Genomic DNA, 26,420 nt, shown 5'->3' on the forward strand with positions numbered 1-26,420 from the left:
CCGCTGACCGATACCCCGATCGGCTGGCGAAGGGCCAAACGGACAGTGCGGCAGAAAAGAGATTGCGGAAGGATCCATCGTCGCATGTTCCGGAAACCATCAGCATACAATCGACTGTCAGGCAAACGTTCCTCCATTCTAGAAATGGACGAGCAATTTGTCGTGCGAAGTATTTGTAATAAAAACAGGGAGGTCATACGTATGAAAAAAACCATGCTCATTTCAATCATGTTTCTCGCTCTCGTACTAGTCCTGGCAGGCTGCGGCAATAAAAACAAATCGGGCGGAACGGATACGAAAAACGAAGAGGCACCTCAGGCGGGTGCGAATGTGGCGGATCGCGTGCAGGAGTCCAAAGTAATGCGGGTCGCCTTTGAAGGAACGTATCCGCCATTCAATTACATGGATGAGAAAAACGAATTCCAAGGATTCGACGTCGACATCTCCATGGAAATCGCGAAGCGTCTCGGCGTGAAGCCGGAGTTCATCGCAACAAAATGGGACGGCCTGATCGGCGGCCTGAAAGCGGACAAATTCGACATCATCATCGGCCAGATGACTGTGACGGAGGAACGGAAAAAAAGCGTTGACTTTACGGACCCGTACGTTGTGACCGGCTCCGTACTGATCACCCGGGAAGACACGAACGATATTACCGAACTTGCGGACATCAAAGGGAAGAAAGTCGGCGTCGGCGGAGGGACGACATTCGAGGAAGTGGCGAACAGTGTGGACGGTGCGGATGTCAAACTGTATAAGGCGGTAAGCGATTACATCCAGGATCTGACGAACAAACGGCTGGATGTCATCATCAACGACCAGCTGCTCATGAATTACAACATCAAGGAAAACAATCTGCCGATCAAGATCACAAGTGACATCCTGAACAAAGACAGCATCGGGATGGCCGTCAACAAAGGGAACGAAGAGTTTGTGAAAAACGTGAATGCTGCGCTGACAGAGATGAAAGAAGACGGAACCTATAAAGAAATCTACAAGAAATGGTTCGGTGCGGATCCGTCCGAATTCTGACAGCCGGAAAAAGCGGCGTGACTGCAGCAGTGTGCCGCTCCGGTGTTGAACAAATCCTGGAACGATGAAGGGGGAGAATTATATGCATGCAGTGGTATTAGGCACCGGTATGATCGGGACGACAGTCGTCAGGGAACTCGCGAAATTCAGTGCCATCACAACCGTGACAGCGGTGGATGGCAGTCAGCACATGGTCGACCGGTGTTTGGAAAAAGCGGACAATCCCAAGGTCATCGGTCGGACGGCATCTCTGTCATCGGTCGGCGATCTGGTCGACATCCTGGAAGATGCGGATGTAGCGGTCGGCTGCCTCCCGCATTCACTCAGCCTGACTGCCGTACGAGCCGCAATCGCGTCTCGCTGCCATCTGGTGGACCTGGTCGGTTCGCTGTTCCAAGAAAAGCTGGAGCTGGACAGCGAGGCGCGGGAAGCCGGCGTTACGATCGTCCCCGGCTGCGGGGTGGCGCCGGGCATCACGAACTTCCTGGCGGCTCAGGGTATCGAACTGCTTGACAGCGCAGATCATGCAGTCATGATCTGCGGAGGGATCCCGAGAATGCCGCTTCCCCCGCTATGGTACCAGGTCGTCTTCCGTCTCGAGAGCGTACTCGGACTCTACACAAAACCGGCAGCGGCGATCCGGAATGACCGAATCGTCGAATTCCCCGCCCTGTCGGAACTTGAGTCCATGACATTCCCTTACCCCGTCGGCGCCTGTGAAGCGGTTATCACGGATGCTCACAGCACGGCCTATACACTGCTTGGGAAAGTGAAGAATCTGACGGAAAAGACCGTCCGCTATCCGGGGCACTGGTCGAAGATGAAAGTGCTGGCTGAGCTCGGGTTCCTGGAAGACCGGCCGATCGAAGTGGAAGGAATACAGACCACTCCGCGGAAAGTCTCCGAGCAGATTTTGGCCCCCCAGATGGTCGGTGAGTCGAACGAAGATGTCACAGTCGTCCGGGTGGAAGTGTTTGGGATGAAAGACGGCCGGCAGACCACCCACAAATGGGAGCTGGTCGATAATTATGACCACCAGCGCGGCATCACTTCGATGGCGAAAACGACAGCACTTCCGGCGGTCATTGCCGCGAAGTGGCTCGCGGAAAACAGGATTCCGGAAAAAGGGGTCATGCCGATCGAGTCGATCGCCGTAAGGGACCGATTCGACCCGTTCCTGGATGAATTGAAGAACCTAGGCATCACAATCGATTATCAGCAATCCGTCTAAGCAGACAGGCAGTCAGCGGTAAAGACGGACACCTCCGGCTGCTTTGTCAATGAAACCGGAAAGGAGTGGAACGATGGACGCCATGATCGTAATAGATTCACTGCCTTCACTGCTGAAAGCGACTGGGATGACACTGTTCTTGAGCTGTATTTCGGTACTTATCGCCCTCGTCATCGGCTTTCTGACAGCACTGCTCCGGATTGTCAAGGTGAAGGTGCTTTACCAGGCCGCCAGCGTGTATATATCGGTCATCCGGGGAACTCCCCTTCTCGTCCAGATCTTCGTCATCTATTATGGACTTCCGCAGATCGGCATATCCATGGATCCGATAACGTCCGGGATCCTGGCACTCAGCCTGAATGCAGGTGCGTATCTGTCCGAGTCATTCCGGGCTTCGATCCTCGCGGTGGACAGAGGGCAGATGGAAGCGGCGATTTCCATGGGGATGACCTACGCCCAGGCGATGCGGCGCATCATATTGCCACAGAGTCTCAGGATTGCCATCCCGACGCTGTCCAACTCGTTCATCGTCCTCATCAAGGATACATCGCTCGTCTCCGTCATCACTGTGACGGAACTGCTGCAGATGTCGAGCCTGCTGATCGCAAAGACGTTCGAGCCGCTCACGATCTATCTGATGGCCGCTGCGATCTATTGGGTCCTCATCACGTTCTTCACAATGCTGCTGGACCGTTATGAAAAACAGACCTCAAAACATTTAGTCCGGTGAGACACCGGCAATCGCTGCAGGAAGGGGAGATGGGACATTGCATATCGTACAGGTGAACAATCTGAAGAAAGCTTTCGGCAGCAGTCCGGTCCTGCGGGGGATCGATCTCTCTGTGAACAAGAGCGAGGTGGTCGTCATCATGGGGCCGAGCGGATCGGGCAAGTCGACGTTCCTCCGCTGCCTGACGAATCTGGAACAGCCGGATGTAGGCGATATTACGATCGGTCCTCATACGATCCGGATCAGCGGCAGGCTGGACCGCAGTCAGAAGAGGGAAATCAGGGAGTTGCGGAAGAAAACAGGGTTCGTCTTCCAGTCGTTCAATCTGTTTCCGAATAAGACGGCAGTCGAAAACGTCATGGAAGGTCCGCTGACGATCAGACGGACACCGCCTCAGGAAGCGAAGGAGCTTGCAGAAGCGCTGCTTGCGAAGGTGGGGCTCGCCGACCGGGCGGATCACTACCCCTCCCAGTTGTCGGGCGGCCAGCAGCAGCGTGTCGCCATCGCCCGGGCGCTGTCGCTGAACCCGACCGTCATGCTCTATGATGAACCGACATCCGCGCTCGATCCCGAGCTTGTGCGGGAAGTGCTGCAGGTCATCAAACAGCTGGCAGAGGAAGGGATGACGATGATCATCGTGACCCATGAGATGAAATTCGCAAGGGATGTGGCGGATCGCGTGATCTTCATGGACGGCGGCCTGATTGTCGAGCAGGGGACACCGGCGGAAATCTTCGATAACCCGCAGGAGGAACGGACCCGGCAGTTTTTGACGTTTGCGAAATGAGCGTGTGAGCAGTCAGGAAAGGAGTGGCCGGTTGGACAAACTGGTGCAGGCGAAAGAGTTTTTGAATTTCATGAATAACGGAGACACGGTTCTCGTCGGCGGGTTCGGCATGTCGGGCACGCCGCTCACGCTCATCGATACGGTGGCGGCATCTTCGCTGCAGGACTTGACGGTCATCAGCAACAATCTGGGAGAACCGGGCAAAGGGCTTGGCCTTCTGCTGAAAAAAGAGAAGCTGCTGAAGAAAGCGGTCGGCTCGTACTTCACGACGAACCGGGATGCGGTACGGGCATGGTCCGACGGCGATCTGGAGATCGAGCTCATTCCTCAGGGGACGCTCGCGGAAGCGGTCCGCTGCGGAGGCGCGGGGATCGGCGGGTTCTATACGAAGACGGCTGTCGGGACAAAGCTTGCCGAAGGGAAAGAGGAGCGGGTGATCAGCGGCGAACGGTATCTGTTCGAACAAGCCATCAAGGGGGATGTTTCGCTCATCAAAGCCCACAAAGCGGACGGGCTTGGCAATTTGACATACGACCATACGGGACGGAATTTCAATCCGGTCATGGCGACGGCAGGCAGGATCGTCATTGCGGAGGTGGATGAAATCGTCGAAACGGGAGAGCTGCTGCCGACTGAGATTGTGACACCGCATGTATATGTAGACTTCATCGTCCTGAACAAATATGTAAAAAAGGACGGTGTCTTCGTTGAACGGGACTGAACGGATCACGATCGCCAAACGGATCGTCCGGGAATTGAAACAGGGACAGGTCGTCAATCTCGGTGTCGGGATTCCGACGCTGATCCCTGATTATCTCGAAGACAAGAAATTGGTGCTGCAGTCGGAAAACGGACTGCTCGGGATGGGGCCGACCCCGCCGCCGGAAGAAGTCAACATGGACCTGATCAGCGCGAGCAAGGCGCCGATCACGATGGAAACCGGTGCTTCGCTGTTCGACAGTTCGAATTCGTTTGCGATGATCCGCGGCGGTCATATCGATGTGGCGGTCCTCGGGGCGCTGCAGGTCGATCAGACAGGCGAAATCGCCAACTGGGCGGTGCCGGGCGAGACGATCCTCGGTGTCGGGGGTGCGATGGATCTCGTCGCCGGCGCCCGATCCATCATCGTCGCGACCCGTCATTCCAGCAAAAGCGGCGAGCCGAAACTGGTCAAAGAACTGGCCTTCCCGACGAGCGGGATACGCAAGGCGGATCTCGTGGTCACGGAACACGCCGTCTTTGCATTCGGAGAGGGCAGGATGCAGCTTGTCGAGATCCTGTCTGGCATTACGATGGAGGAACTGCGGCGGCTGACGGGAGCTGAGTTCAAGATCGGTCCCCACGGCAACGGAGGGGCAAGCGAATGACGAATGAGGAGGCGGGAAATTGAGGGAGGTCACAGTGATTGGTTCGGGTGTGATGGGGAAAGGGATCGCCTATGCGTGTGCGGTGTCCGGTTTCCGGGTCACCCTGAATGATCTGAATGAGGAGATTTTGTCCAGAGCCAGGGAAGAGATCGAGAACCTGATGGACTCGAGTTACCATGCGGGCTTTCTTGAGCAGGAAGCCTATGAAACTGCCAAGCGGAATCTGGTCTATGAGACGGATCTGCCGGCCGCCGCTGAAAAGGCGGACTTGGTCATCGAAGCGGTCCTTGAGAACATCGAGCTGAAGATCGCTGTCTTCCGGCAGCTGGACGCCGTCTGCAAACCGGAAACGGTGCTTGCGACCAACACGTCGACGATGAGTCCGACAGAGATCGGCGCCTACACATCCCGGCCGGACAAAGTTGTCGCCATGCACTTCTTCAACCCTGTCCAAAAGATGAAACTGATCGAAGTGGTGAAAGGATTGGAGACTTCGGATGAAACGGTCGCTTTTATCCGTGAAATCGCCACGGCGCTGAAGAAAGAGGCGGTTGAAGTGAACGAGTTTCCGGGCTTCGTCACCTCCCGGATGAACTGTCTGATCGGCAATGAGGCGATGAATCTCCTGATGGAAGGGGTGGCGTCCGCAGCAGATATCGACAAGGCGATGAAACTCGGTCTGAATCATCCGATGGGCCCGCTCGAACTTGCGGATCTGGTCGGTCTCGATACGAGATTGCGCAATATGGAGTACTTGCATAAGACGCTTGGTGAAAAATATCGTCCGTGCCCGCTGCTCGTCAACTATGTGAAAGCCGGCCGTCTTGGAAAGAAGAGCGGGAAAGGGTTCTACGAGTATGAGTAAGGAGGGATCGCCATCATTGGATATACGGCGGTGACGGTTGAGAAAGAACAGGGGATTCTGTGGCTGACGCTGAACCGGCCGGAACGGCGGAATGCACTGGATGCGCAAATGCTGCAGGAGATCGATCAGGCATTCACGGAAGCGGAAGCGGATGCAGAAGTCCGTGTCGTTGTGGTGCAGGGGGCGGGCGGCAAATCGTTCGCTTCCGGAGCGGATATCCGGCAGCTCCACGAACGGCAGGCGCTGGAAGCTCTCGTGCCGGGCATGCAGGGGCTGTACTGTAAAATTGAAAATTGCTCCAAAGTGACGGTCTCGGTGATTGCCGGCTATGCCCTCGGCGGCGGGTGTGAATTGGCGCTAGCGTGTGATATCCGGGTTGCGACAGAGAACGCGGTGCTCGGCCTGCCTGAACTCAATCTCGGAATCATCCCGGGCGCCGGAGGGACACAGCGTCTTTCACGGATCGTCGGAAAAGGATACGCGCTCGACATGATCCTGACCGGACGTCTCGTCGGAGGCAAAGAAGCAGAACGGATCGGGCTGGTCACGTATCTGGCGGATGAGGAAACGCTCTCCGTGACCCTTGCACAGATTACGGATGCTGTACTTAAGAAAGGACCTGTCGCTGTGCTGCTTGCGAAATCCGCAGTCCATAAGGGGTACTATATCGACGCCGGAACAGCAATGTGGCTCGAAAAATTATCCCAGGCGGTCGCCTTCGGAACGGAAGACAAACAGGAAGGGACATTGGCGTTCCTGGAAAAGCGGCCTGCGAATTTCATCAACGGATAAGAGGAGAGTGGACATGGATTTCAAGTTTAGCGAAGACGTCCTTTTCTTACAGGAGAGCGTCCGGAAGTTCGTCCGGGAGCAGGTGGAGCCTGTTGCGATGGAAATCGAGGAGAATGACCGCATTCCTGATCGGATCGTTGCGATGTCGAAGGAGATGGGGCTGTTCAGCCTCGGCATCCCGGAGCAATACGGGGGGCTCGGTCTCGACATGGTCGGCAAGTGTGCCATCTACGAAGAGCTCGGGAAAACGCACAACGGCTTCACCACGCTGATCGGCGCCCATACAGGGATCGGGACGGTCGGTATTGTCGACCTCGGAACTGATGCACAGAAAGAGAAATTCCTTCCGAAGATGGCGACTGGGGAATGGATCGGCTCGTTCGCACTGACCGAGCCGAGTGCCGGGTCGAATGCGGCGAACCTGAAGACGACCGCTGTGAAGAAGGGAGACCGCTACGTCCTGAACGGCTCGAAGCATTATATTACGAATGCGGTGGATGCCCATGTGTTCACCGTGATGGCCGTGACGGACAGCTCGCAGGGCGCGCGGGGGATCACGTCGTTCATCGTCGAAAAGGATACGCCCGGATTCACGCTCGGTACCGTGGAGCGCAAAATGGGGCTGCGGGGCTCCCACTCCGCGGAGCTGTTCTTCGACAACATGGAGGTGCCAGAAGAGAATGTCCTCGGGAAAGAGGGATCCGGTTACATCAATGCCCTCAAAATCCTTGCGAACGGCCGGGCGGGGCTCGCTGCGCGGAACTTAGGCTCCTGTGTGCGGCTGCTTGAGCACTCGCTCGACTATGCGCATGAGCGGGAGCAATTCGGGCAGAAGATCATCGACATGCAGGCGGTCCAGCATATGCTCGCCGACATCAGCATGCAGATCGAAGTGCTGCGTTCGATGACATACCGCGTGGCGTGGATGACCGATCAGAAACAGCGTGTCGTCAAGGAAGCGGCGATTGCAAAGCTGTTCGCATCGGAAGTGTATAACAATGTCGCCGATCTTGCGCTGCAGATCCATGGAGGCATCGGCTATATGAAGGACTACCCGATTGAACGGTATTACCGGGATGCCCGGATCACGAAGATCTATGAAGGCACATCGGAAATCCAGCGCAATATCATCGCAGGCGAATTGAAACGCGATTATGCGCAAAAGGGGCTGTGACGGATTGGGGAATAGCTATATTGTCGAGGCGGTGCGGACGGCGGTCGGTCGGATGGGCGGTTCACTGAAAGATGTCCCGGTCGATCACCTTGCCGAAAAGGTGATCCGGGAAGTGATGGAACGGACCGATCCGGCGATTGCGGTGAACGAAGTTATCCTCGGACAGGCGAAACAGAGTGCAGACACATCGAATCTGGCCCGGCTCGCTGCATTGCGAGCCGATTTGCCGGTGACGGTGCCGGGGTATACCGTCCACCGGCAATGCGGGTCAGGACTCCAGGCCATCCATAATGCCGACCAGCAGATCCGGCTCGGTCTGTCGGACGTCGTCATCGCGGGCGGAGCGGAGAGCATGAGCACCGCGCCGTATTACATCCGCCATGCACGGTATGGGCTGTCGGCGGGGAACGGGCTGCTGCTGGACCCGAATACGGAGAGCCAGCCATGCTCCCAGCCTGCTGAAGTATACGGGGAGCTGACGATGGGCATGACGGCGGAAAATCTGGCGGACCGGTATTCGATCTCGCGCCGAAAGCAGGACGAGTTTGCGCTGAGCAGCCAGCTGAAAGCGGAACGTGCGATCCTCGAGGGACGGTTCAAGGAGGAAATCGTTCCATTAGAAGTGAAAAGCAGGAAAAGCAGTTTCCTATTTGAGACGGATGAACATCCGAGGAAGTCGACAATGGACCAGCTGGCCAGACTGCGGGCTGTCTTCAAGGACGGCGGGACGGTGACGCCGGGCAATGCGAGCGGAAGGAATGACGGAGCCGCCGCCGTCCTGATGATGTCGGAAGAGAAATTGAAAGCGTACGGCGTCCAGCCGAAAGCGAAGATCATCGCCCAGGCGGTGAGCGGCGTGTCACCGGTCGTGATGGGGATCGGTCCGGTCACGTCCACCGAGAAGGCGCTGGCGCAAGCCGGGCTGACCATCGATGATATCGATCTGATTGAGCTGAACGAAGCATTTGCCGCGCAGTCACTCGCGGTCATTGAAGGGACCCGCATGGACATGGAAAAGGTGAACGTCAATGGCGGAGCGATCGCGCTCGGCCATCCGATCGGGGCGACGGGCGCCATCCTGATGACGAAATTGATCTATGAGATGAAACGCAGGAAATCGAAATACGGCCTCGTGACACTCTGTATCGGCGGCGGTCAGGGAATTACGACGATCGTCGAAAACTTGCAGTGAAGCTACAGCGGGACGGTCGGACTAGGATTTTATCCAACAGGGAGTTCCCTGGGCTTAGGTTGATTAGCATGAAAGGGGTTGTCCAGTGTCTCTGCATATCGTTCAGATTTACCCGATGTACCACCCGGATGGTGAAGAAAAACTGAACCAGCTGGCGTCCGTGAAGCGGTTTGAGACGTTCGACGAGCAGGCGATCGCCGATTATGTGCAGCAGCATCCGGTGGACGGCATCATTCTGCGGGCTCCTGCCCGCATCACCCCGACCATCCTGGATGCGTGTAAAACCGTCAAGGCGATTTCCGGCGCGGGTATCGGGCTCGATAATATCGATGTCGCGTATGCCACCGAAAAAGGCATCAAAGTGCTGCATGCCCCGAAATTGAACAGCCTGGCGACCGCGGAGCATACGATGGCCCTGCTGCTGGCCGCCATGAAAGATATAAGTGGGTTCCATATGGAGATGAAAGACGGCAATTTCTCCAGCAGGGATGGGCGGTATACGATGGAGCTGCGGGGCAAAACACTCGGCCTGATCGGGTTCGGGTCGATCGCCCAGCAGGTGGCGGCGATGGCACGTAATGGATTCGGCATGGAAGTGCTCGCCGGTGTGCGGTCGATCACCGAGGAGCGGCAGGCACTGGCGGACTCCCTCGGTATCGGGCTGACGACTTCCATGGTAGAGGTCTTCACTGAAAGTGATGCGGTCAGTCTCCACATTCCGCTGACCGATCAGACACGCGGGCTGATCGACGGGAAGTATTTCGAGCGGATGAAACCGACTGCTGTGCTCGTCAATACGGCACGCGGCGGAGTGCTCAATGAGACAGATCTCTGTGAAGCCCTTGAGGGTGGAAAACTGCTGAGAGCGGCCGTCGATGTCTATGAAGCGGAACCACCCGCTCCGGACCATCCGTTTTTCAGCACGGAAGGGATCACGATGACTCCCCATATTGGCGGCATCAGTCTGGAAGCGGCGAGGGAGACGTCTGTCATCATCGCGGAAAACCTGGTCAAAGCAATTCGCGGCGAAGTGCTTTCCGTCATTGCGAACGCAGAAAAACTTGCGCCGTGACAGGCGCGCAGGAGGGTGTCATGAAAACAATCAGCATCGCTGTCATTCCGGGCGACGGGATCGGACCGGAAGTGGTGGCGGAAGGGATGAAAGTGTTAAAGACCATCGAGCAGCTGGATCCGTCGATTTCGTTTTCATTCACGGAATTTCCGTGGGGCTGTGAGTATTACCTGGAGCACGGCAGAATGATGGCGGCAGATGGCATGGAGCAATTGAAGGGATTCGACGCCATTTACCTCGGGGCGGTCGGTTATCCGGGCGTGCCGGACCATATCTCGCTGAGGGATCTGCTGCTGACCATCCGGAAAGAGTTCGATCAGTATGTGAACCTCCGGCCGGTCACGCTGCTGAATCCGGAACTCACCCCGCTGAAAGGGAAGAATGCGGAGGATATCGATTTCCTGGTGATCCGGGAGAACAGTGAAGGGGAATACGCGGGGGCGGGCGACCGGCTGTTCAAGGGCAGACCTGAAGAAGTCGTCCTCCAGACAGGCGTTTTCTCCCGAAAAGGGACGGAGCGGATCATCCGCTATGCGTATGACGAAGCCAGACGGTCGGGCCGCACATTGACGAGTGTCAGCAAGGCGAACGCGTTGAATTATTCCATGGTGTTCTGGGATGAAGTCTTCGAAGAGGTCGGCAGGGACTATCCCGATGTACAGACGTATTCTTATTTGGTCGATGCGGCAAGCCTCTACTTTGTCACGGAACCGGAACGTTTCGAGATTGTTGTCACGTCCAATCTGTTCGGGGATATTCTGACGGACATCGGCGCGGCGATCGCTGGGGGAATGGGGCTCGCGGCAGGTGCGAACATCAACCCGACGCGCGATTTCCCGTCGATGTTCGAACCTGTCCATGGGTCCGCGCCTGATATTGCGGGTAAAGGGATCGCCAATCCGCTCGCGGCGATCTGGTCCGTCAGCCAGATGATGGATTTCTTCGGTGAAGAGACGTGGGGCAAGCGGATTCTCGATGCGATCCAAGAGATTCTGGCAGAGCCGGCGAACCTCACGTCGGATCTCGGCGGGACTGCGACGACTGAAATGGCCGGTGACCGGTTTGTGGAGATCTTAACAGCGAACTCGCTGGCTGGTCCTGCATGACGGGGCTGTCCGATAACGGAGGGTGCCTGTTGAAACCGATGAGTTGATTCTCCATCTGAAGTATAGTAAATTGACGTTAGGTTACCTAAAGTAAGTTTGTTTCACATCTGATGGAACAAGCGATGAGGAGTGGTTTCTATGACGTCATCATCCAGGAAATTCAACGGCATCCCGCTGTCCGTGCTCGACCTTGCCCCGATCCGCGAAGGCGGCAGTCCGTCGGAGACATTCAAGAACAGTGCGGAACTTGCGCAGCATGTGGAGAAGCTCGGTTACAACCGGTACTGGCTCGCGGAGCACCATAATATGCCGGGTGTCGGCAGTTCCGCAACAAGCGTCCTGATCGGCCATATCGCCGGCAAAACGGAGCGGATGCGGATCGGTTCGGGCGGCGTCATGCTGCCGAACCACGCGCCGCTCGTCATTGCGGAGCAATTCGGCACACTCGATGCGCTGTATCCGGGCCGGATCGACCTCGGGCTCGGGCGCGCGCCGGGGAGCGACCAGGCGACCGCTTATGCACTGCGCCGGACGCTCCACAGCAGCGGAGAGGATTTCCCGCAGCAGGTCGCGGAACTGCGATCCTACTTCGATCCGGAGCCGAATGCGCGTGTCCGCGCGTTCCCGGGCGAAGGACAGGACATTCCGATCTGGCTGCTCGGCTCGTCAGGCTTCAGTGCGCAGCTTGCTGCCCAGATCGGCCTGCCGTTTTCGTTCGCGAGTCACTTTGCACCGGCGTATGTCATGCAGGCGCTTCAGCTGTATCATCAGAACTTCAAGCCGTCGAGGCATCTGGATGCGCCGTATGCGATGCTCGGCGTAAGCATTGTCGCCGCTGACACGGATGAAAAAGCGATGTACTTGGCGACCTCCCTCCAGCAGCAGTTCCTCAGTCTCGGTCGCGGCAAACCGACACAGTTCAAGCCGCCGCTCGAGAATCCGGAAGTTGTCTGGACGCCGGCGGAACAGGCTTCCGCTGCCGCAATGCTCGAGTCGCCCGCAACGATTGTCGGCGGACCGGAAACTGTGAAACGGGAACTGGAAGCGTTCCTGAACCAGACGAAAGCGGACGAGTTCATCCTCAGCTCCCCGGTCTATTATCAGGAGGACCGGCTGCGTTCGTTCGAGATCATTGCGGATCTCATGGACTGAATATGAAAAATCCCCGCTGTGCCGGCTCGTTTCGGCATGACGGGGATTTTTTTTGGGTTCGGTCAATCACGGATCGCATCATACAGCCTGCGCAGGTCCGTGCGGCCGAGAATCCGCGGGACAGGATACAGCGGATTCGCTTCGGCGAGCGCGCGGTCGATCATGAGCGGGATGTCCTCTTCCCGGATGCCGCTGATCGTATCGGGAATGCCCATGTCCACGTTCAGCTGCCTGACTGCCCGAATGAACGCCAAACTGTTTCCCGCGTCGGAGAGCCGGTTGTCACCAAGACCGGCAGCGAGCGCCAGTTCCGCGAGCGGCTTATGGACGGACTCCCCGTAATAGTCGAGGACGTACGGCATGATGACGGCATTCGCGAGACCGTGCGGCACATTATAGAAACCGCCGAGCGTGTGGGCGATCGCATGGATATAGCCGACATACGAACGGGTGAACGCCCGGCCTGCCAGGTAAGCCGCGCGCTGCATGTTTTTCCGGGCTTGGATATCATGCCCGTCGGAGTAAGCGGCCGGCAGGTGAACGAAGATGAGCCGGGCCGCTTCCAGACTCCAAGCGCGTGTGGCAGGTGTGGTGCTGCCGCCGATATATGCCTCGACAGCATGTGTAAGCGCATCCATACCGGTCGTCGACGTGATCAGTTTCGGCAGATTGACAGTGAGCAGCGGATCGAGCACAGCGAATCGCGGTGTCAGGACAGGATCGTTGATGGCATACTTTTCGTGCGTCCGGCTGTCCGAGACGACCGACACGATGGTCGCCTCGCTCCCCGTGCCGGCGGTCGTCGGAATGGCGGCGAGCGGGGGTGTCTCTTTCCGGACTTTCAGCTGGCCTTTCAGCTGAGGCAGCGTCCGATCCGGGCGGGCCACCCGGGCAGCGACACCTTTCGCGCAGTCGATTGCCGAACCGCCGCCAAACGCGATGATGCCGTCGCAGCGTTCAGAATGATAGAGCGCAAGCGCCTCTTCCACATTATCGATCGTCGGGTTCGGCACGGTTTTGTCATACATGACTGACTGGATATCTGCAGTCTGCAGTTCATCCAGCAGGCCATCGAGCAGCCCGAGTTTCGGCAGGGTGCTGTCCGTCACAACGAGGACGCGGCGGACAGAATGGCAGTAGAGAAGTGCCGGCAGTTCCAATACGCTGTTTTCGCCTTCGAGGAGCAGCGGCTGCCGCCAGGGCAGGGCCTTTGCCACAAGCCGGTAGACGGACTGGAAGGTGCGGCAGTAGAGCGTGTACATGAGTGACCCCCCTCTTTATTATAAAAGTGCAAGAACCGATTGTTCCCTCCAGTATAGTATAGAAGAAAAGTTCGGACAATTCATGGTTTGGCTGAGGGATCGGCAACCTTCCGCAGCAGCGAGCGTTATATGGGATAAACAGACAGCTAGGAGAAAGGGGTCTGCGCATGGGCAAGTGGATGAAATGCCATCCTGTCATGACAGTTGTGATCGGTTATTTTACAGTTCTCACGGTCCTTGCGGGATTTGCTTTTTATTGGTTATTCATTGACATGCAGTATCTGCCGACCGAAGAGAGATTGCTCTCGAGCCGGTCGCCCGATGGAGAATACACACTGACAGTCTACCGGAACAACGGAGGCGCGACCGTCCCGTATACCTTGTCCGGAGAAGTGACGGCAGCTCGTACGGGCAAGCAGACAATCATTTACTGGGCTGACGGAGTAGAAGCCGAGGTGGAGTGGTCAGGAGAGACGAACGTGCGGATCAATGGCGTCGAGCTGGACGTCCGGAGTGAAAAATATGATTACCGTCGGCATAGACAGGAGGGAACTGACACGCATTGAAGGCGTCTGAGCGTTCATTTGTGAAGTTATGAGCGCAGCGGGGAGGTTTATGATCACTTTCCAGGTTTTATGATCACTTATCCGGGTTTATGAGCGCGATCCGGCGTTTATGATCACTTTCTGCGTTTTATGATCAAATTAGCGGATATATGATCATTTTCCCTGATTTATGATCACTTCCCGCCAATCAACCTGAAAAAACCAGCACAGCCTCCGGTTTCCCGGCAGGCTGTGCTGGTTTTTCATTTCTTGTAATACGCTTTGTAGACATCGGCCGCAAGTTCTGCGACGTAGCCGCTGCCGTTGTTGTCTTCGACGTGCTCGATCATCATGGCGAGGATGAAATTCGGGTGGTCGGCGTTATAGCTGACGAAGAATCCGTTATCCTGGCCGCTCTCGCCGGCCGCTTTCTTCAGCTCGGCTGTGCCGGTTTTACCGGCGACCGGAATATCCGGCAGATTCGCTTTCTGCGCGAACCCATCCAGCACGACATTCCGCAGATCGGTCTTCAGCTCATCTGCATTCGGCTTGGTGAGCAGATCCTTCTGCCATACTTGCTGTGTGGCGTCATCCTTATACAGCGTCGGCTTATACATGAGCCCGTTCGTGATGATCGGTTCGTACATGACGGCAAGATGCAGGATGTTCGTCAGCATCTGGCCCTGCCCGAACGATGTATCCGCCAGCTGTCCCTCCGATGCGAGCGTTCCGTCATTTGAAATCTGAGACGGTGTCAAGTTGAGGGCAAACGGAATCTCTTCGCCGAACCCGAAACGTTTCAGTCCGCTGATGAATTTCTCTTTGCCCATCGCAAGCGCCTGCTGGGCAAAATAGATATTGTCCGAGTAGATGAGCGCTTTGTTCAGATCCATCGGGTTCGGGGCTTCGGGATGGAAGCGGGACACGCGGTAGGATCCCCAGGAACTGTCCTTCTGCCACGTCTTCCCGCTGATCATGATACCGGCGTCCGGTTTCAGTATGCCCGCTTCGAGACCGACCGCCGCAGTGATCGGCTTGATGGATGAACCGGGTGCATAAGCGGCTGCAAATCGGTTGAACAGCGGCTGTTTCGGATCTTCGGACAATGTTTTGTAGCGTTCGCCGCTGATGCCGAGCATGAATTCCGCCGGATCGAAACTCGGAGAGCTCGTCAGCACGAGTGTCTCGCCGGTGAGCGGATCGACCGCTGCCGCTGTACCGGTTTCCCCGCGCATCGCGTCATACGTCTTCTTCTGCAGGTCGGCGTCGATCGTCAATGTAATGTCCTCACCGTCGACCGCCTCTTTCACGGCGATCTTTTCCGGAGTACTGCCTGCTTCCGGTCCCTTCATATAGATGCCGACGCCGTTCTCGCCGCGAAGCCGGTCCTCCAAGATGCGCTCCAGACCCTGCCGCCCGATCAGGTCGGTCTCGGTATAGCCGGCGTCCTTGTGTTTCTCAAGCAGTTCGGCGGTGATCGGGCCGATGTAACCGGACAGATGGGCGAGTGATGCGCCGTAAGGATATTCGCGCATCGCGGTTTCCTGGTAGGTCATCCCCGGGATCTCGATCAGCTTGGCGAGCAGCGCTTCATCGGTTTTCGCAACTTTGCCGATCGGCACGAAATAATCAGGCTGCACCCATGACTGGTTCAGCTGCTTGTCGATGAATTCGACGGTCGTATTCAGCAGTTTTGCAACGTCCGCTTTCTTGCCGGCATCGGTGAACTTGCCGGGCACGATGCCCGCTTCATAGCCGATTCCGTTCATCGCGATCGGCTTGCCGTTCCGGTCGAAGATCTTGCCGCGCACCGCTTTCGTCGTCTGGATCTGGACGGTATCCGTCGCAGTCAGCCCGGGGAAGATGAACGACGGGTCCCAGTCGGCATACCAGTGTTTCTCTTCGTCCTGTTCCTCGTAGATGAACGTCAGATCCTTGTCGAACTCGACAGGACCGGCCGCGGTGTCCATTTTGATATGGATGGGGAAGACGGCAGGCTGTTCTTCGTCCCACTCCGCGTCTTCCTTCGGTTTCTTGTAGGTCACTTCCAGGTCGTCGATCGACAGGTCTTCAATCAGTTTCTCCTGACGCTCTGCGAATTCATCCTGATCGAACGTCTTTTTCGTCCCGCTGCTCAAATAATCCGTATACATGTCCGTGAACTTTTCATCGTTCCAGAATTTCGTATACGCGGCCAGACGGTCTGCCGGCGATTCTTTTTTTGCACAGCCGGCCAGCATGGCGATCAGCAGGACGGCCGTCAGTACTATGAACTTCCGCTTCATGGGAATCGCTCCTCTATCCTGATTGTTCAGATTTACCTAACACTCTGTAACCATTGTACTAAAAAGGGTGGCAGAAGGAAATGGAACGTAGGGAATTCATCCAGCGCATCAGGCAGTTTTTTGTACACGATTCCACGTTCACGATACGATAAGGAAGAAGAGAACAGCGAACGCAGTCACAGCGGAAAGGGGAGTATTAGAATGAAACATGATTTCGATACGGTCATTGACCGCATGAAGACATCGAGTGTGAAATGGGACGGGGCCGAGGCGCTGTTCGGCGCGAAGGACCTGCTGCCGCTCTGGGTGGCGGATATGGACTTCAAAGTGCCGGAAGCCGTCTCGAAAGCGGTCGAGGCGAAGGCGGCGCACGGGATCTTCGGCTATACGACACGCGATGACGGGTATTATGATTCGATCATCTCCTGGATGAAGACCCGTCACAACTGGACGGTCGAACGGGAATGGATCTGCCACAGTCCGGGTGTCGTGACGGCCTTGAGTCTTGCCGTGCAGGCCTTCACGGAACCTGGTGACAAAGTGATTGTGCAGCCGCCCGTCTATTATCCGTTCATGAGCACGACCGAGAATAATGGCAGGGAGGTCGTCTTCAATCCCCTGAAGGAGCAGGACGGCCGATATTCCATGGACTTCGACGACTTGCGTGCGAAGATCGACGGCTCCGTAAAACTGCTCATGCTGTGCAACCCGCATAACCCGGGCGGCACTGTCTGGACGAAGGAAGACCTGCAGACGCTCGGCGAAATCTGCCTGGAACATGGCATCCTCGTAATTTCTGATGAAATCCATTCGGACCTTGTCTTCGAGCAGGGCAGCCACGTCCCGTTCGCATCCATTTCTGATGAATTTGCAGACAGCAGCATCACGTGCACGGCACCCAGCAAGACGTTCAACCTGGCCGGTCTGCAGACATCGAATATCATTATTCCGAACGCCGGACTACGTGCGGCATTCGAAAAGGAGACCGCCCGTAATTCGATCGGTATGCCGAATTCGTTCGGCCCGGTCGCGACGGAAGCCGCCTATACGGAAGGCGGGGACTGGCTCGCGGATGTACTGGACTATGTGAAGGGTAACGTCGAATTCATCACCGGCTACTTCAAAGAACACGTCCCGGCACTGAAAGTCCTGCCGCTCGAAGCGACATACCTGGCATGGATCGACTGCCGGGAGCTCGGCATGTCACCGGAAGAACTCGAGAGCTTTTTCTTGACGGAGGCGCATGTCGCACTGAACCAGGGCAAGGCGTTCGGGCCGGGCGGCGAAGGGTTCGTCCGCATGAACCTGGCGTGCTCCCGGTCGGTTGTCGAAAAAGCAGCCCGGCAGATCGAAGAAGCGGTCGCCGGATTGGATCAGTAAACCGAAAAGCCCGCCGGACAGCAGCAGTACACTGTCCGGCGGGCTTTTCCTATACATCGATCTTGCGGCCGCGCCACTCGACGGATTTGAGGATATGGACGCGGAACAGCGAATAGAGGAACACCGCGGCGAAAAAGAGGAACAGGATCGGATAGAAAACGAAAAACAGCCAGTGGAAATTGCCGACACGGCGGGCGAAAAGAGCGGTCTGCAGGGCGAATGCCGCGTACAGGAGCCCGCTCAGCAGGAGCCGGACACCGCCGCCTGTGAAGGCTGCCGACAGGAGTTCCCCGGCGCTGATGAAACTGCCGGCAATCCAGAGGATGACAAGCGCCATCACGAACGGATGTGTCGACTGGGAGCCGATCGCAAAGCTCTTGCACCAGCCGTCCACCATGCTTTTAAAGCCTTCCGGGTACATACGGAATGATATCGTCCCTTTGCCGCCTATACAGGCTACGGGAAGACCTTCTTCAAGAAACGCCTCGCCCAAAGCCAGGTCATCCATGATCGCACCTTCAATTTTCTCATGTCCGCCTGCCTGGAAGTAGTCATCCCGGCTGCAGAGGATGCACGGGCCGAATGAACCGGCCGTCCGGAACCGCTCCGGCCAGGCAGTGAACAGGTTCATGCCGGCGACGACAATGATGTTGAAGACCGCCGACAGACTTTCGTACAAATGGCGGACGGTATGGTACGGCTGGACGGATAGAATCCCGGATGCACCTTTTTCAGCGTAGCTCCCGAGTAGATCGGACAGCCCTGTGTCACGTTCGAACGCTGTATCCGCGTCCAGGAACAGCAGCCATTCACCCGCTGCCTGTTCTGCCCCGCGCCAGCACGCCGCCGACTTTCCTGCACCCGCGGCAGCCGGGCTGTTCCGAATTACAGTTGCACCATACTGCTCGGCGACCGCGGCTGTATTGTCGGAAGAATCATCGTCGATGACGAGCAGTTCATACGAGCGGAACGTCTGCTGCTGCAGGGAGCGCAGCAGCGGCTGGATCCGCTGTTCTTCATTCCGCGCCGGCACGATGATCGAAACCGTTGGCAGCTGAACGTCCTCCCGCCGTGCGGAGGAAGGGACCGGCAGCGACCGGAACATCAGGAAGCCGGCGATGAGGGCGAGCGCCCCCAAGATCAGATTGACCGTATCCAGTATCACCATGTCACCGCCTCCTTGTCTTTGTCAGGTAACAGATGAACGGACATGCCCTCAATACCCGAATAGGATGCCCTGGTCATCCGAAATCAGCTCCTGCGCGCAGATTTTTGCGGACAGCAGGACGATCGGCACACCGGCGCCGGGATGGGTGCTGCTGCCGTTGAAATACAGGTTCTCACACGCCGGCGCTTTGCTCTGCGGCCGCATCTGGCTGCTCTGCAGCATGGTCGGCAGCAGGCCGAATGCTGCGCCGTTGAATGCATTGAATTTCGACTCGAAGTCGAGCGGCGTGAAGTGCCGCTCCGCCACAATCTGCTGGTCGACGTCCTCGAAGCCATCGATCGTTTTCAATGTATCGAGCAGGTAGGCGCGATATCCGGCGATCGTTTCATCATCCCATTCATAGTCCGCTGCGGCACTGTTTGAAACAGGCATCATGACATAAAGCCCATCCTTGCCGTCAGGGGCGAGGGAGGGATCCATCTTCGACGCGATATATACATAGAATGAGGCCTTCTCCAATTTGTTCCCTTCGAAAATATCATTCATGTTCTTCTCGAGGTCCGCATCGAACACGAAATGGTGGATATGGTCCACCCCGTCATACTTCCTGTCCATGCCGAGGTACATGACAAAGCACGAACAGGAGTATTTCATGCTGTCGATTTTGCGGTCGGTGTATTTCCCTTTCGCCGGCTGGTTCTGTACGAGTTCCTTCATGGCATAAGGGAAGTCGGCGTTGCAGACGACGTAATCGGCCGGGATTGCCTGTCCGCCGGTCCGTACGCCGACCGCCTGCTGACGCTCGATCAAAATTTCATCGACGGGCGAGTTGTACTGGATGACACCGCCCAGTTCCTTGAACAGCCGCTCCATCGCGAGTGCCATCGTATGCATGCCGCCCTGCATGAACCAGACGCCATACAGGAACTGGATGGCGGGGATCATGGTATAGAACGATGGGCTCTGCAGCGGGGAGATCCCGATGTAGAGGGTCTGGAAGCTGATGATCTGTTTGAGCTTTTCGCTCTCCACGTAATTGCCGATGAATTTGTGCGCACTGCCGCCGGCTTTCATGTTCATGCCTTTCTTCAGCATCGTCAGATTGTAGAAGTCGCGTTTCCGGCGGAAGGGCCGCTGGATGATACTGTCCCAGGCAACCTGGAACCCTTTGTAGATATCACTCAAATACTGCAGGAACCCTGCCGCGTCGCCGGGTCCGTATGTTTCGAGGGTCTTCATCCACTTCACGAGGTCGCCCGATACGTCGACAGGCCGGTTCGGCTCGTCCGTGAAATGCACCTGGTACATCGGATCGAGCGGCTGCATCGGTATGTAGTCGTCGGGATTTCTGCCGCACACACGGAACACATCCCGGTAGACGTCCGGCATCATGATGATGCTCGGTCCGAGATCGAACTGGTAGCCGTCCAGTTCGATGCGGTTCATCTTCCCGCCGGGTGTCGCTTCCTTTTCATGGATTTCCACGTCGTATCCGGCATGCTGCAGCCGGATGGCACTTGCGAGGCCGGCAGCACCGGCCCCGATGACAATTATCTTTTTGCCCAATCGATCTCTCCTCGCTTTCCCGGAAATCAGCGGCGTCTGTTGTCCCGTTCGACGATCTTGTCACGGACCTGCTGGCCGCTCAGCGTCACCATCGGCATGCCGCCGCCCGGATTGACCGTGCCGCCCGCAAAGTACAGGTTATCGTACAGCTCGCTCTGTTTCGGGTGCTTGAACCCTTTGTTCATCTTCTTATCCGACACGGTTCCATAGATGGCGCCGCGGTCTGTCCAGTACGTCTGCCGGATATCTTCCGGCGTCCAGATGTCCGAGGTGACGATGTTCTTCCGGAGATCGGTCAGTCCCATTCGCTCGAGCTTCGTGAAGACGCGGTCTGTGAATTGATCATAATCCTCCCGTGTGAACGGCTCATCCTGGATGAACGGAATATGCGGAAGGACTTTGATGTTTTCATGGCCTTCTGGTGCCTGGGATGGATCGGTCTTGTTGGTGTTCACCAGGTAGATGACCGGATCATCCGGCAGCTTGCGCTCATGGAAGATCTTGTTCATCTGCTTTTTCTGGTCCTTCGCAAAGAAGAAATTATGATGGGCGAGCTGCGGGTATTTCTTTTTCACGCCAAGGTGCATGATCATTCCGGAGCTTGCCGGCTCGAATTTTTTCTTGAGCTTGGCCACATAGTTTTCATCTTCCTGCAGGAGCCGCTCATACAGCGGGATGACTTCCATGTTGGCGACGTAATAATCCGCGGTCAATTTTGTCCGATCTTCCAGGACTGCGCCCGTGATCCTGCCGTCCTGCCGGTCGAGACGGATGACCGCCTGTCCGGTATGGAACTTCACGCCGATCTCTTGTCCCAGTTTCGTCAGCCCCTGCGCGATGCGGTCCATGCCGCCCGGCACATACCAGGCGCCTTCGTGCTGCTGCATGTAGATCATCATATTGAGAAGAGCTGGCGCGTCATAGGGAGAGGAGCCGACATATTTACTATAGTAGGAAAGCATATCCGCGAACTGGTCGTTGCTGATCCGCTTTCCGATCGCTTCGTGAACAGTCGAAAACAGGTCGAAATTTTTGAACGTGCTCAGCACGCCGTGGAATTCACCGACCTCACGCGTCGTATCGAGTCCTTTGTTGAAGTACCCTTTCTCGATCGTTTCATAGAGGTTCTTCGAATAGTCCAGCAGTTTTCTGAACTGCCGCATGTCCTTCTTGGATAAATGCGGATTTCTCGTTTCCATATCGTGCAGATTTTCGTACAGGTCGATCACATTCCCGCCGGGGAAGAACGACCGCCACTGGTGATTCAGCCGGATGGTCGGAATGTAGTCACTCATTCGCTTTCCGCTGCCAGTGAACAGCCGCTCGAACACTTTCGGCATTGTCAAAATCGAAGGCCCGAGGTCGAATCCGAAACCGTCTTTCTCCAGCCGGTTCAGCTTGCCGCCGAGATGGCGGTTCTTTTCATAGAGCGACACATCGTAGCCGCTTTGGGCAAGCGAAATTGCAGCGGAGATTCCGCCGAGTCCGCCGCCGATGACGAGTACACGTTTTTGCGTTGACAATAGGCACAGCACCTTTCTGAATAAAACTGCAGAGCGTAACAACCATCTCTTTACCCGTATTTATAAGGAGTATACCATGCCTTATGTAATTTCCTTCCGGTTTTGCAGAGAATTCATGCAATATGGAAATTCCCATTGCGGTTTGCGCGGTTGTTGGATAGAATTGTCTGAAAAGGTACTGGTCTGCGGTCGTGGGCAGACGGTATATGTGTAGACCTGAACTAACAAAGGGAAAAGAAAGGGGGTTATCCATTGGCAGCAATCATACGTTCGATGGAACAGAAAGATATCGAAGGCGTCCAGGCCGCAGCTGCGGGAAGCTGGGATGCAACTTATGAAGGGATCATACCGCGGGACGTGCAGGACCGGTTCCTCGCAGCGGCGTATAACAGCGACATGCTGGTGCGCCGTATGGATCGATCCGTCATGCTCGTAGCGGAAGAAGAGGGCCGCATTGCCGGGTTTGCGAATTTCACGCCGGTCAATGAGGGAGGGACCGCTGAACTTTCGGCGATCTACCTGCTGCCGGAGAAGCAGGGAACGGGCACAGGGACTGCCTTACTCGAACGGGGCATCGGCATGCTGCCGGGACTGGAAGTGCTGGAAGTGATTGTGGAAAAGAAGAATGACATCGGCCTTCAGTTCTATTCAGCGAAAGGCTTTCGGATTGTGGAAGTGTTTGACGAGGACTTTGACGGCCATCTGCTGCAGTCTGTCCGGATGAGGAAGCGGTTGGATGGGGGGCAGGAGAAGAGCGGCACTAGATGAAGAACGTGGATCTATGATAGGAAAGGAGGCGGTTCCATGGTGCGGTGTTCAAATTGCGGCGTCCAGTGGCGTGCGAAGGATATTTGGAAGCTGGGGTTCTCGAAGCAAGGGAGGGCTTGTCCTAGCTGCGGGAAACGCCAGTACATTTCCTCGGACACCCAGCGGCTGCTGACGCTCGGCTGGCTGAGCCTGCTGTTCATCCCGTTCGTGATCTGGCGCATCAAGCTGAGCAGCGAGGATGAGCCGTTGTGGTGAGGTTCACCCGCTTATCTGCTTGAAGGAAGAGGAGGGTTGTTTTTTGCCGCAGAAGCTGCGGAGAAGTACGGAGGATAAAGTGCTCTCCGGTGTCGCCGAAGGAATTGCGCATTATTTGGGAATCTCTCCATTCGGGGTCCGGCTGCTGTTCTTTGTCATCCCCGGCAGCTTGCTCATCTACTTCATCCTGGCCTTCACCATTCCTGAGGAAGGACGTTTGTAATAGGAGGATTCTGTGAGTATTAAAGAACGGGGCGCTGTCCGAGATGGTCGTTATCCAGTTGCAGTCTCCATTTCCTCGCTTTCCACAGTACGAGTACGCTATGATTCTCATTGGAAATGAGGGAGTCTAATGAAATTGGAAATCATCGCATCGAGTGTCGAAGATGCACGGACAGCGGAAGCGGCGGGAGCGGATCGGCTGGAATTGTGCGCCGCCCTGTCCGAAGGCGGCCTGACACCGAGCCGCGGACTGATCGAAGCGGTCGTCCAGGCAGTGTCCATACCGGTCCATGTCATCGTCCGGCCGCACAGCCATTCGTTCTGCTATACCGAAGACGACCTGGACGTGATGCTGCGTGATATTCACTTTATCCGGGAATCCGATGCTGCCGGCATTGTCATCGGCATGCTCACGGATGATGGATGTATCGACACAGATTCGTTGGAACGATGTCTCACAGAAGCTGGCGGTCTCAGCGTCACATTCCATCGGGCGTTCGATGAGGTTCCAGATCAGCTGCGCGCGGCCGCTGTACTTGCCGGCTATCCGCAAGTCCAACGCATCCTGACGTCTGGCGGACAGCCGACCGCATTACTCGGCGCCCGAATAATCAGGGAATTGACGGAACAGACAGCGGGAACCGGCCTGACGATCCTGGCAGGCAGCGGTCTCGGAGCTGATGGACTGGAGCAGTTCATCCGGAAGACCGGCGTCCGGGAAGTGCACATCGGCTCGGCAGTACGCGAGAAGCAAAGCTATTGTCATCCGATCGACCCGGGGCAGGTGAAAGCTGCCCGAAGACAATTGGATCAACTGTCACCCGAATGACTGTCCTGCATGGACCCGTTTGAACCGGAACGCATCCATGCAGCTTTTTATGCGGACGGATGCCTGCTGAGAGTTCAGAATTGCTAGACTGTAGCTGAATGACGCGGCAGACGCAAAGGATATACTGCCCCCCTGCTGAATAGTATAGAAGGAAACCGAATTTCTGGCGGAGAGAAATTCAGAATACATACCTGAAGGAGACGGGAATGTTGCTGTTCAAGAAAAAGAAGCCGCGGAAAATGCCTGTGTTCAAGGAGACTGCCGCGGCCATGCAGGCGGTCGTACGTGTAGAAGATAAAAAACTATCAGGCGGAAGCTGCATGTCATCAATCTGGGCTTGGAGGATTTACAAGCGCTGAAAGTGATCCAGCCGCTGATCGGAATGTATGGAGATGAGCTGGTGGACAATTTCTACACGACAATTCTGCAGGTGCCGGAACTCAAAATGATGATCGAGGAGAATTCCACCCAGGATCATTTGAGGCGGGCGCTGAAGACCCATCTGATTGACCTGTTCGGCGGTACGATTGATCAAGAGTTCATCCGGCAGCAGATCATCATTGCAAAAACACATTACCGGCTCGGCCTGCCGCCGTCCGATTACATGGGAGCATTCCAGAATCTGCAGAACACTTTGCTGTCAATCGTATTCAGCGAAATGGATGACGCGGCAGATACGCAGCGTGTGATCGCGGCAATCAACAAGATGATCAGCTTCGAACAGCAGCTTGTACTCGAAGCCTATGACGAGGAAATCAGGAAACGGATGACCGACCAATTCGACGAGGGGAAAAACGTGTTGAAGACGGCAATGACCGAAGTGAGTGAAGGGCTCGTCGCACTTGCGGAAGAGACCCAGGCGGCTGCGGAGATGCTGAGTTCGACAATACGCAAGGTGAGCGATACAGCCGGTGAGAGCAATGAGCAGGCAAGCCTTGCGAAGAAAGCTGCTGACGAAGGACAGAACCGTCTTGCAGAGCTGGCGGAAAAAGTATTTGTCATCGAGCAGTACACGGAACGTATGACGGACAGCATCGGACAGCATCGGACAGCATCGGACAGCTCAGTGACTCGAATGGCCAAATCGCTGCGGTGATCGGATTTTGTCCAGGATATCGCCGACCAGACGAACCTGCTGTCGCTGAACTCGGCGATTGAAGCATCCCGTGCCGGGGAGCATGGGAAAGGATTCGCGGTCGTCTCCCAGGAAGTACGGAAGCTGGCGGAACAGACGAAGACATCGGTGACGGAAATCCGTAAACTGATCAGTCTGTCGAACCAGCATACGAAGCAGGTGCTTGGCCATCTCGAGTCCGTCAGCGATGCGGTGCGGGCGGGTGCGGCTGCTTCCGAATCGACTACATCCTCATTCCGGCATGTAGTCGGCTCGATCGACAAGAGCAATGCGATCGCCGACCATGTCCGCCGGCAGATGGATGAAGTGTCGGTCACGGTGGAGGCGATCCAGCATTCGACGACTGAAGTCGCCTCGTCTGCAGAGTCGCTCAACCGCGCCGCCGCCAACGCCTGACCGGTTTATTGGACTTTTTCATTATTTTCAAAAAACAAGCAGGAGTTTTCATCTGTATGGCGAATGGTACCAGTGAGTTATCAACCTTGCAGAAAAGGGGAGGACAACATGACGTATACTGTTGAGCGGGTGAACGATCTGAATGCTTTGGAGATCGATGCGCTGGTGGCGGAAAGCGAATCGGAAGGCTACCGGTTCCTGACCAGGCTCGTCGAGGAATATAGAGATAGCGTCAATACGTTTTCCGAGCCGGGCGAAGCACTGTACGCTGTCCGCAATGAGGATGGGGAAGTCATCGCAGTCGGCGGCGTCAACCGGTTCCCGGTGCCGGGCGGAGACCCTGAAACCGGCCGGCTTCAGCGATTCTATGTGAAAGAAAGCGAACGGCGGAACGGCGCAGGATCGCTGCTGCTGCAGGAAATCATCCGTAATGCGAAGGGAGCGTTCCATGAACTGACGGTCAAGACGGAGTCATCCAAAGCGGACGCGTTCTACCGCCGCAATGGGTTTGAGTTTGACGATTCGGAAGCGGAGACGACACACCGCATGCTGTTCAGCTGATACGTACGTTACAGTAAGGGAAGTG

General features: G+C 56.3%; 27 protein-coding genes. 22 read left to right on the forward strand and 5 right to left on the reverse strand.

Annotation, left to right across the window (positions count from 1 at the left end; genetic code table 11):
* The first annotated feature begins 201 nt into the window (after positions 1-201).
* The 13 genes from BN1190_RS07310 to BN1190_RS07370 all read left to right on the forward strand — a co-directional run bounded on the left by BN1190_RS07310 (position 202) and on the right by BN1190_RS07370 (position 12,500).
* Entirely contained in the window at positions 202-1,032 is an 831-nt protein-coding gene (locus BN1190_RS07310; protein WP_040286310.1) for a transporter substrate-binding domain-containing protein, read from the forward strand.
* 82 nt (positions 1,033-1,114) lie between these two features.
* On the forward strand, positions 1,115-2,263 hold the full coding sequence (locus tag BN1190_RS07315; protein WP_040286311.1) for a saccharopine dehydrogenase family protein: 1,149 nt from the start codon (positions 1,115-1,117) through the stop codon (positions 2,261-2,263).
* A gap of 73 nt (positions 2,264-2,336) precedes the next feature.
* Positions 2,337-2,993: an amino acid ABC transporter permease gene (locus tag BN1190_RS07320; protein ID WP_040286312.1), complete on the forward strand. Its 657-nt coding sequence runs from the start codon at positions 2,337-2,339 to the stop codon at positions 2,991-2,993.
* A gap of 43 nt (positions 2,994-3,036) precedes the next feature.
* Positions 3,037-3,780 carry an amino acid ABC transporter ATP-binding protein gene (locus tag BN1190_RS07325; protein WP_040287201.1) on the forward strand — a complete coding sequence of 248 codons (744 nt, stop codon included), beginning with the start codon at positions 3,037-3,039 and terminating at the stop codon, positions 3,778-3,780.
* A gap of 31 nt (positions 3,781-3,811) precedes the next feature.
* Positions 3,812-4,501, forward strand: a complete 690-nt coding sequence (locus BN1190_RS07330) for a CoA transferase subunit A (protein WP_040286313.1) — start codon at positions 3,812-3,814, stop codon at positions 4,499-4,501.
* Entirely contained in the window at positions 4,488-5,147 is a 660-nt protein-coding gene (locus BN1190_RS07335; protein ID WP_040286314.1) for a 3-oxoacid CoA-transferase subunit B, read from the forward strand. The genes BN1190_RS07330 and BN1190_RS07335 overlap by 14 nt, the downstream gene beginning before the upstream one ends.
* A 19-nt stretch (positions 5,148-5,166) precedes the next feature.
* Positions 5,167-6,012 carry a 3-hydroxyacyl-CoA dehydrogenase gene (locus BN1190_RS07340; RefSeq protein WP_040286315.1) on the forward strand — a complete coding sequence of 282 codons (846 nt, stop codon included), beginning with the start codon at positions 5,167-5,169 and terminating at the stop codon, positions 6,010-6,012.
* Positions 6,013-6,042: 30 nt separating this feature from the next.
* Positions 6,043-6,804, forward strand: a complete 762-nt coding sequence (locus BN1190_RS07345) for an enoyl-CoA hydratase/isomerase family protein (RefSeq protein ID WP_244898694.1) — start codon at positions 6,043-6,045, stop codon at positions 6,802-6,804.
* A gap of 13 nt (positions 6,805-6,817) precedes the next feature.
* Positions 6,818-7,978, forward strand: coding sequence for an acyl-CoA dehydrogenase family protein (locus BN1190_RS07350; protein ID WP_040286317.1), 1,161 nt, complete (start codon positions 6,818-6,820; stop codon positions 7,976-7,978).
* A gap of 4 nt (positions 7,979-7,982) precedes the next feature.
* Positions 7,983-9,170 carry a thiolase family protein gene (locus BN1190_RS07355; protein WP_040286318.1) on the forward strand — a complete coding sequence of 396 codons (1,188 nt, stop codon included), beginning with the start codon at positions 7,983-7,985 and terminating at the stop codon, positions 9,168-9,170.
* Positions 9,171-9,255: 85 nt separating this feature from the next.
* Complete coding sequence (locus tag BN1190_RS07360; RefSeq protein ID WP_052461743.1) at positions 9,256-10,242, forward strand: NAD(P)-dependent oxidoreductase; 987 nt, start codon at positions 9,256-9,258, stop codon at positions 10,240-10,242.
* 20 nt (positions 10,243-10,262) lie between these two features.
* Positions 10,263-11,348 carry a tartrate dehydrogenase gene (locus tag BN1190_RS07365; RefSeq protein ID WP_040286319.1) on the forward strand — a complete coding sequence of 362 codons (1,086 nt, stop codon included), beginning with the start codon at positions 10,263-10,265 and terminating at the stop codon, positions 11,346-11,348.
* A gap of 138 nt (positions 11,349-11,486) precedes the next feature.
* The gene (locus BN1190_RS07370) at positions 11,487-12,500 is read left to right on the forward strand and encodes an LLM class flavin-dependent oxidoreductase (RefSeq protein ID WP_040286320.1); all 1,014 of its coding nucleotides are present in this window, start codon (positions 11,487-11,489) and stop codon (positions 12,498-12,500) included.
* A 62-nt stretch (positions 12,501-12,562) separates the two neighbouring features.
* Here the strand turns inward: BN1190_RS07370 and BN1190_RS07375 are convergent, their stop codons facing one another.
* Positions 12,563-13,762: an iron-containing alcohol dehydrogenase gene (locus BN1190_RS07375; RefSeq protein WP_040286321.1), complete on the reverse strand. Its 1,200-nt coding sequence runs from the start codon at positions 13,760-13,762 to the stop codon at positions 12,563-12,565.
* A 167-nt stretch (positions 13,763-13,929) separates the two neighbouring features.
* Here BN1190_RS07375 and BN1190_RS07380 point away from each other — a divergent pair, with 167 nt between their 5' ends.
* On the forward strand, positions 13,930-14,328 hold the full coding sequence (locus tag BN1190_RS07380; RefSeq protein ID WP_052461744.1) for a DUF5412 family protein: 399 nt from the start codon (positions 13,930-13,932) through the stop codon (positions 14,326-14,328).
* Positions 14,329-14,570: 242 nt separating this feature from the next.
* Here the strand turns inward: BN1190_RS07380 and BN1190_RS07385 are convergent, their stop codons facing one another.
* Entirely contained in the window at positions 14,571-16,592 is a 2,022-nt protein-coding gene (locus BN1190_RS07385) for a penicillin-binding transpeptidase domain-containing protein (protein ID WP_040286322.1), read from the reverse strand.
* Positions 16,593-16,793: 201 nt separating this feature from the next.
* Here BN1190_RS07385 and BN1190_RS07390 point away from each other — a divergent pair, with 201 nt between their 5' ends.
* The gene (locus BN1190_RS07390) at positions 16,794-17,972 is read left to right on the forward strand and encodes a MalY/PatB family protein (protein WP_040286323.1); all 1,179 of its coding nucleotides are present in this window, start codon (positions 16,794-16,796) and stop codon (positions 17,970-17,972) included.
* 49 nt (positions 17,973-18,021) lie between these two features.
* Here the strand turns inward: BN1190_RS07390 and BN1190_RS07395 are convergent, their stop codons facing one another.
* From BN1190_RS07395 to BN1190_RS07405, 3 genes are read right to left on the reverse strand one after another with little or no spacing between them, the layout of a single operon-like run.
* Positions 18,022-19,140 carry a glycosyltransferase gene (locus BN1190_RS07395; protein WP_040286324.1) on the reverse strand — a complete coding sequence of 373 codons (1,119 nt, stop codon included), beginning with the start codon at positions 19,138-19,140 and terminating at the stop codon, positions 18,022-18,024.
* A gap of 48 nt (positions 19,141-19,188) precedes the next feature.
* A complete protein-coding gene (locus BN1190_RS07400) occupies positions 19,189-20,706 on the reverse strand; it encodes a phytoene desaturase family protein (protein ID WP_040286325.1) in 1,518 nt (505 codons plus the stop codon).
* Positions 20,707-20,732: 26 nt separating this feature from the next.
* Positions 20,733-22,229: a phytoene desaturase family protein gene (locus BN1190_RS07405; RefSeq protein ID WP_082023308.1), complete on the reverse strand. Its 1,497-nt coding sequence runs from the start codon at positions 22,227-22,229 to the stop codon at positions 20,733-20,735.
* Positions 22,230-22,481: 252 nt separating this feature from the next.
* On the opposite strand from BN1190_RS07405, the gene BN1190_RS07410 reads away from it, so the two are divergent.
* The 7 genes from BN1190_RS07410 (at position 22,482) to BN1190_RS07440 (ending at position 26,395) form a co-directional block, all read left to right on the forward strand.
* The gene (locus BN1190_RS07410; RefSeq protein WP_098060124.1) at positions 22,482-22,997 is read left to right on the forward strand and encodes a GNAT family N-acetyltransferase; all 516 of its coding nucleotides are present in this window, start codon (positions 22,482-22,484) and stop codon (positions 22,995-22,997) included.
* Positions 22,998-23,033: 36 nt separating this feature from the next.
* A complete protein-coding gene (locus BN1190_RS07415; RefSeq protein ID WP_040286326.1) occupies positions 23,034-23,252 on the forward strand; it encodes a hypothetical protein in 219 nt (72 codons plus the stop codon).
* Between the two features lie 43 nt (positions 23,253-23,295).
* The gene (locus tag BN1190_RS07420) at positions 23,296-23,475 is read left to right on the forward strand and encodes a PspC domain-containing protein (RefSeq protein ID WP_040286327.1); all 180 of its coding nucleotides are present in this window, start codon (positions 23,296-23,298) and stop codon (positions 23,473-23,475) included.
* Positions 23,476-23,604: 129 nt separating this feature from the next.
* Positions 23,605-24,303: a copper homeostasis protein CutC gene (locus BN1190_RS07425; RefSeq protein ID WP_040286328.1), complete on the forward strand. Its 699-nt coding sequence runs from the start codon at positions 23,605-23,607 to the stop codon at positions 24,301-24,303.
* A gap of 316 nt (positions 24,304-24,619) precedes the next feature.
* A complete protein-coding gene (locus BN1190_RS07430; protein ID WP_276327495.1) occupies positions 24,620-25,399 on the forward strand; it encodes a globin-coupled sensor protein in 780 nt (259 codons plus the stop codon).
* 57 nt (positions 25,400-25,456) lie between these two features.
* The gene (locus tag BN1190_RS07435) at positions 25,457-25,834 is read left to right on the forward strand and encodes a methyl-accepting chemotaxis protein (RefSeq protein ID WP_425313928.1); all 378 of its coding nucleotides are present in this window, start codon (positions 25,457-25,459) and stop codon (positions 25,832-25,834) included.
* A 108-nt stretch (positions 25,835-25,942) separates the two neighbouring features.
* Positions 25,943-26,395, forward strand: coding sequence for a GNAT family N-acetyltransferase (locus BN1190_RS07440; RefSeq protein ID WP_040286329.1), 453 nt, complete (start codon positions 25,943-25,945; stop codon positions 26,393-26,395).
* Positions 26,396-26,420 lie beyond the last annotated feature (25 nt).

Origin of the sequence: Sporosarcina koreensis, assembly GCF_000826145.2 — a bacterium.
Classification (GTDB): domain Bacteria; phylum Bacillota; class Bacilli; order Bacillales_A; family Planococcaceae; genus Sporosarcina; species Sporosarcina trichiuri.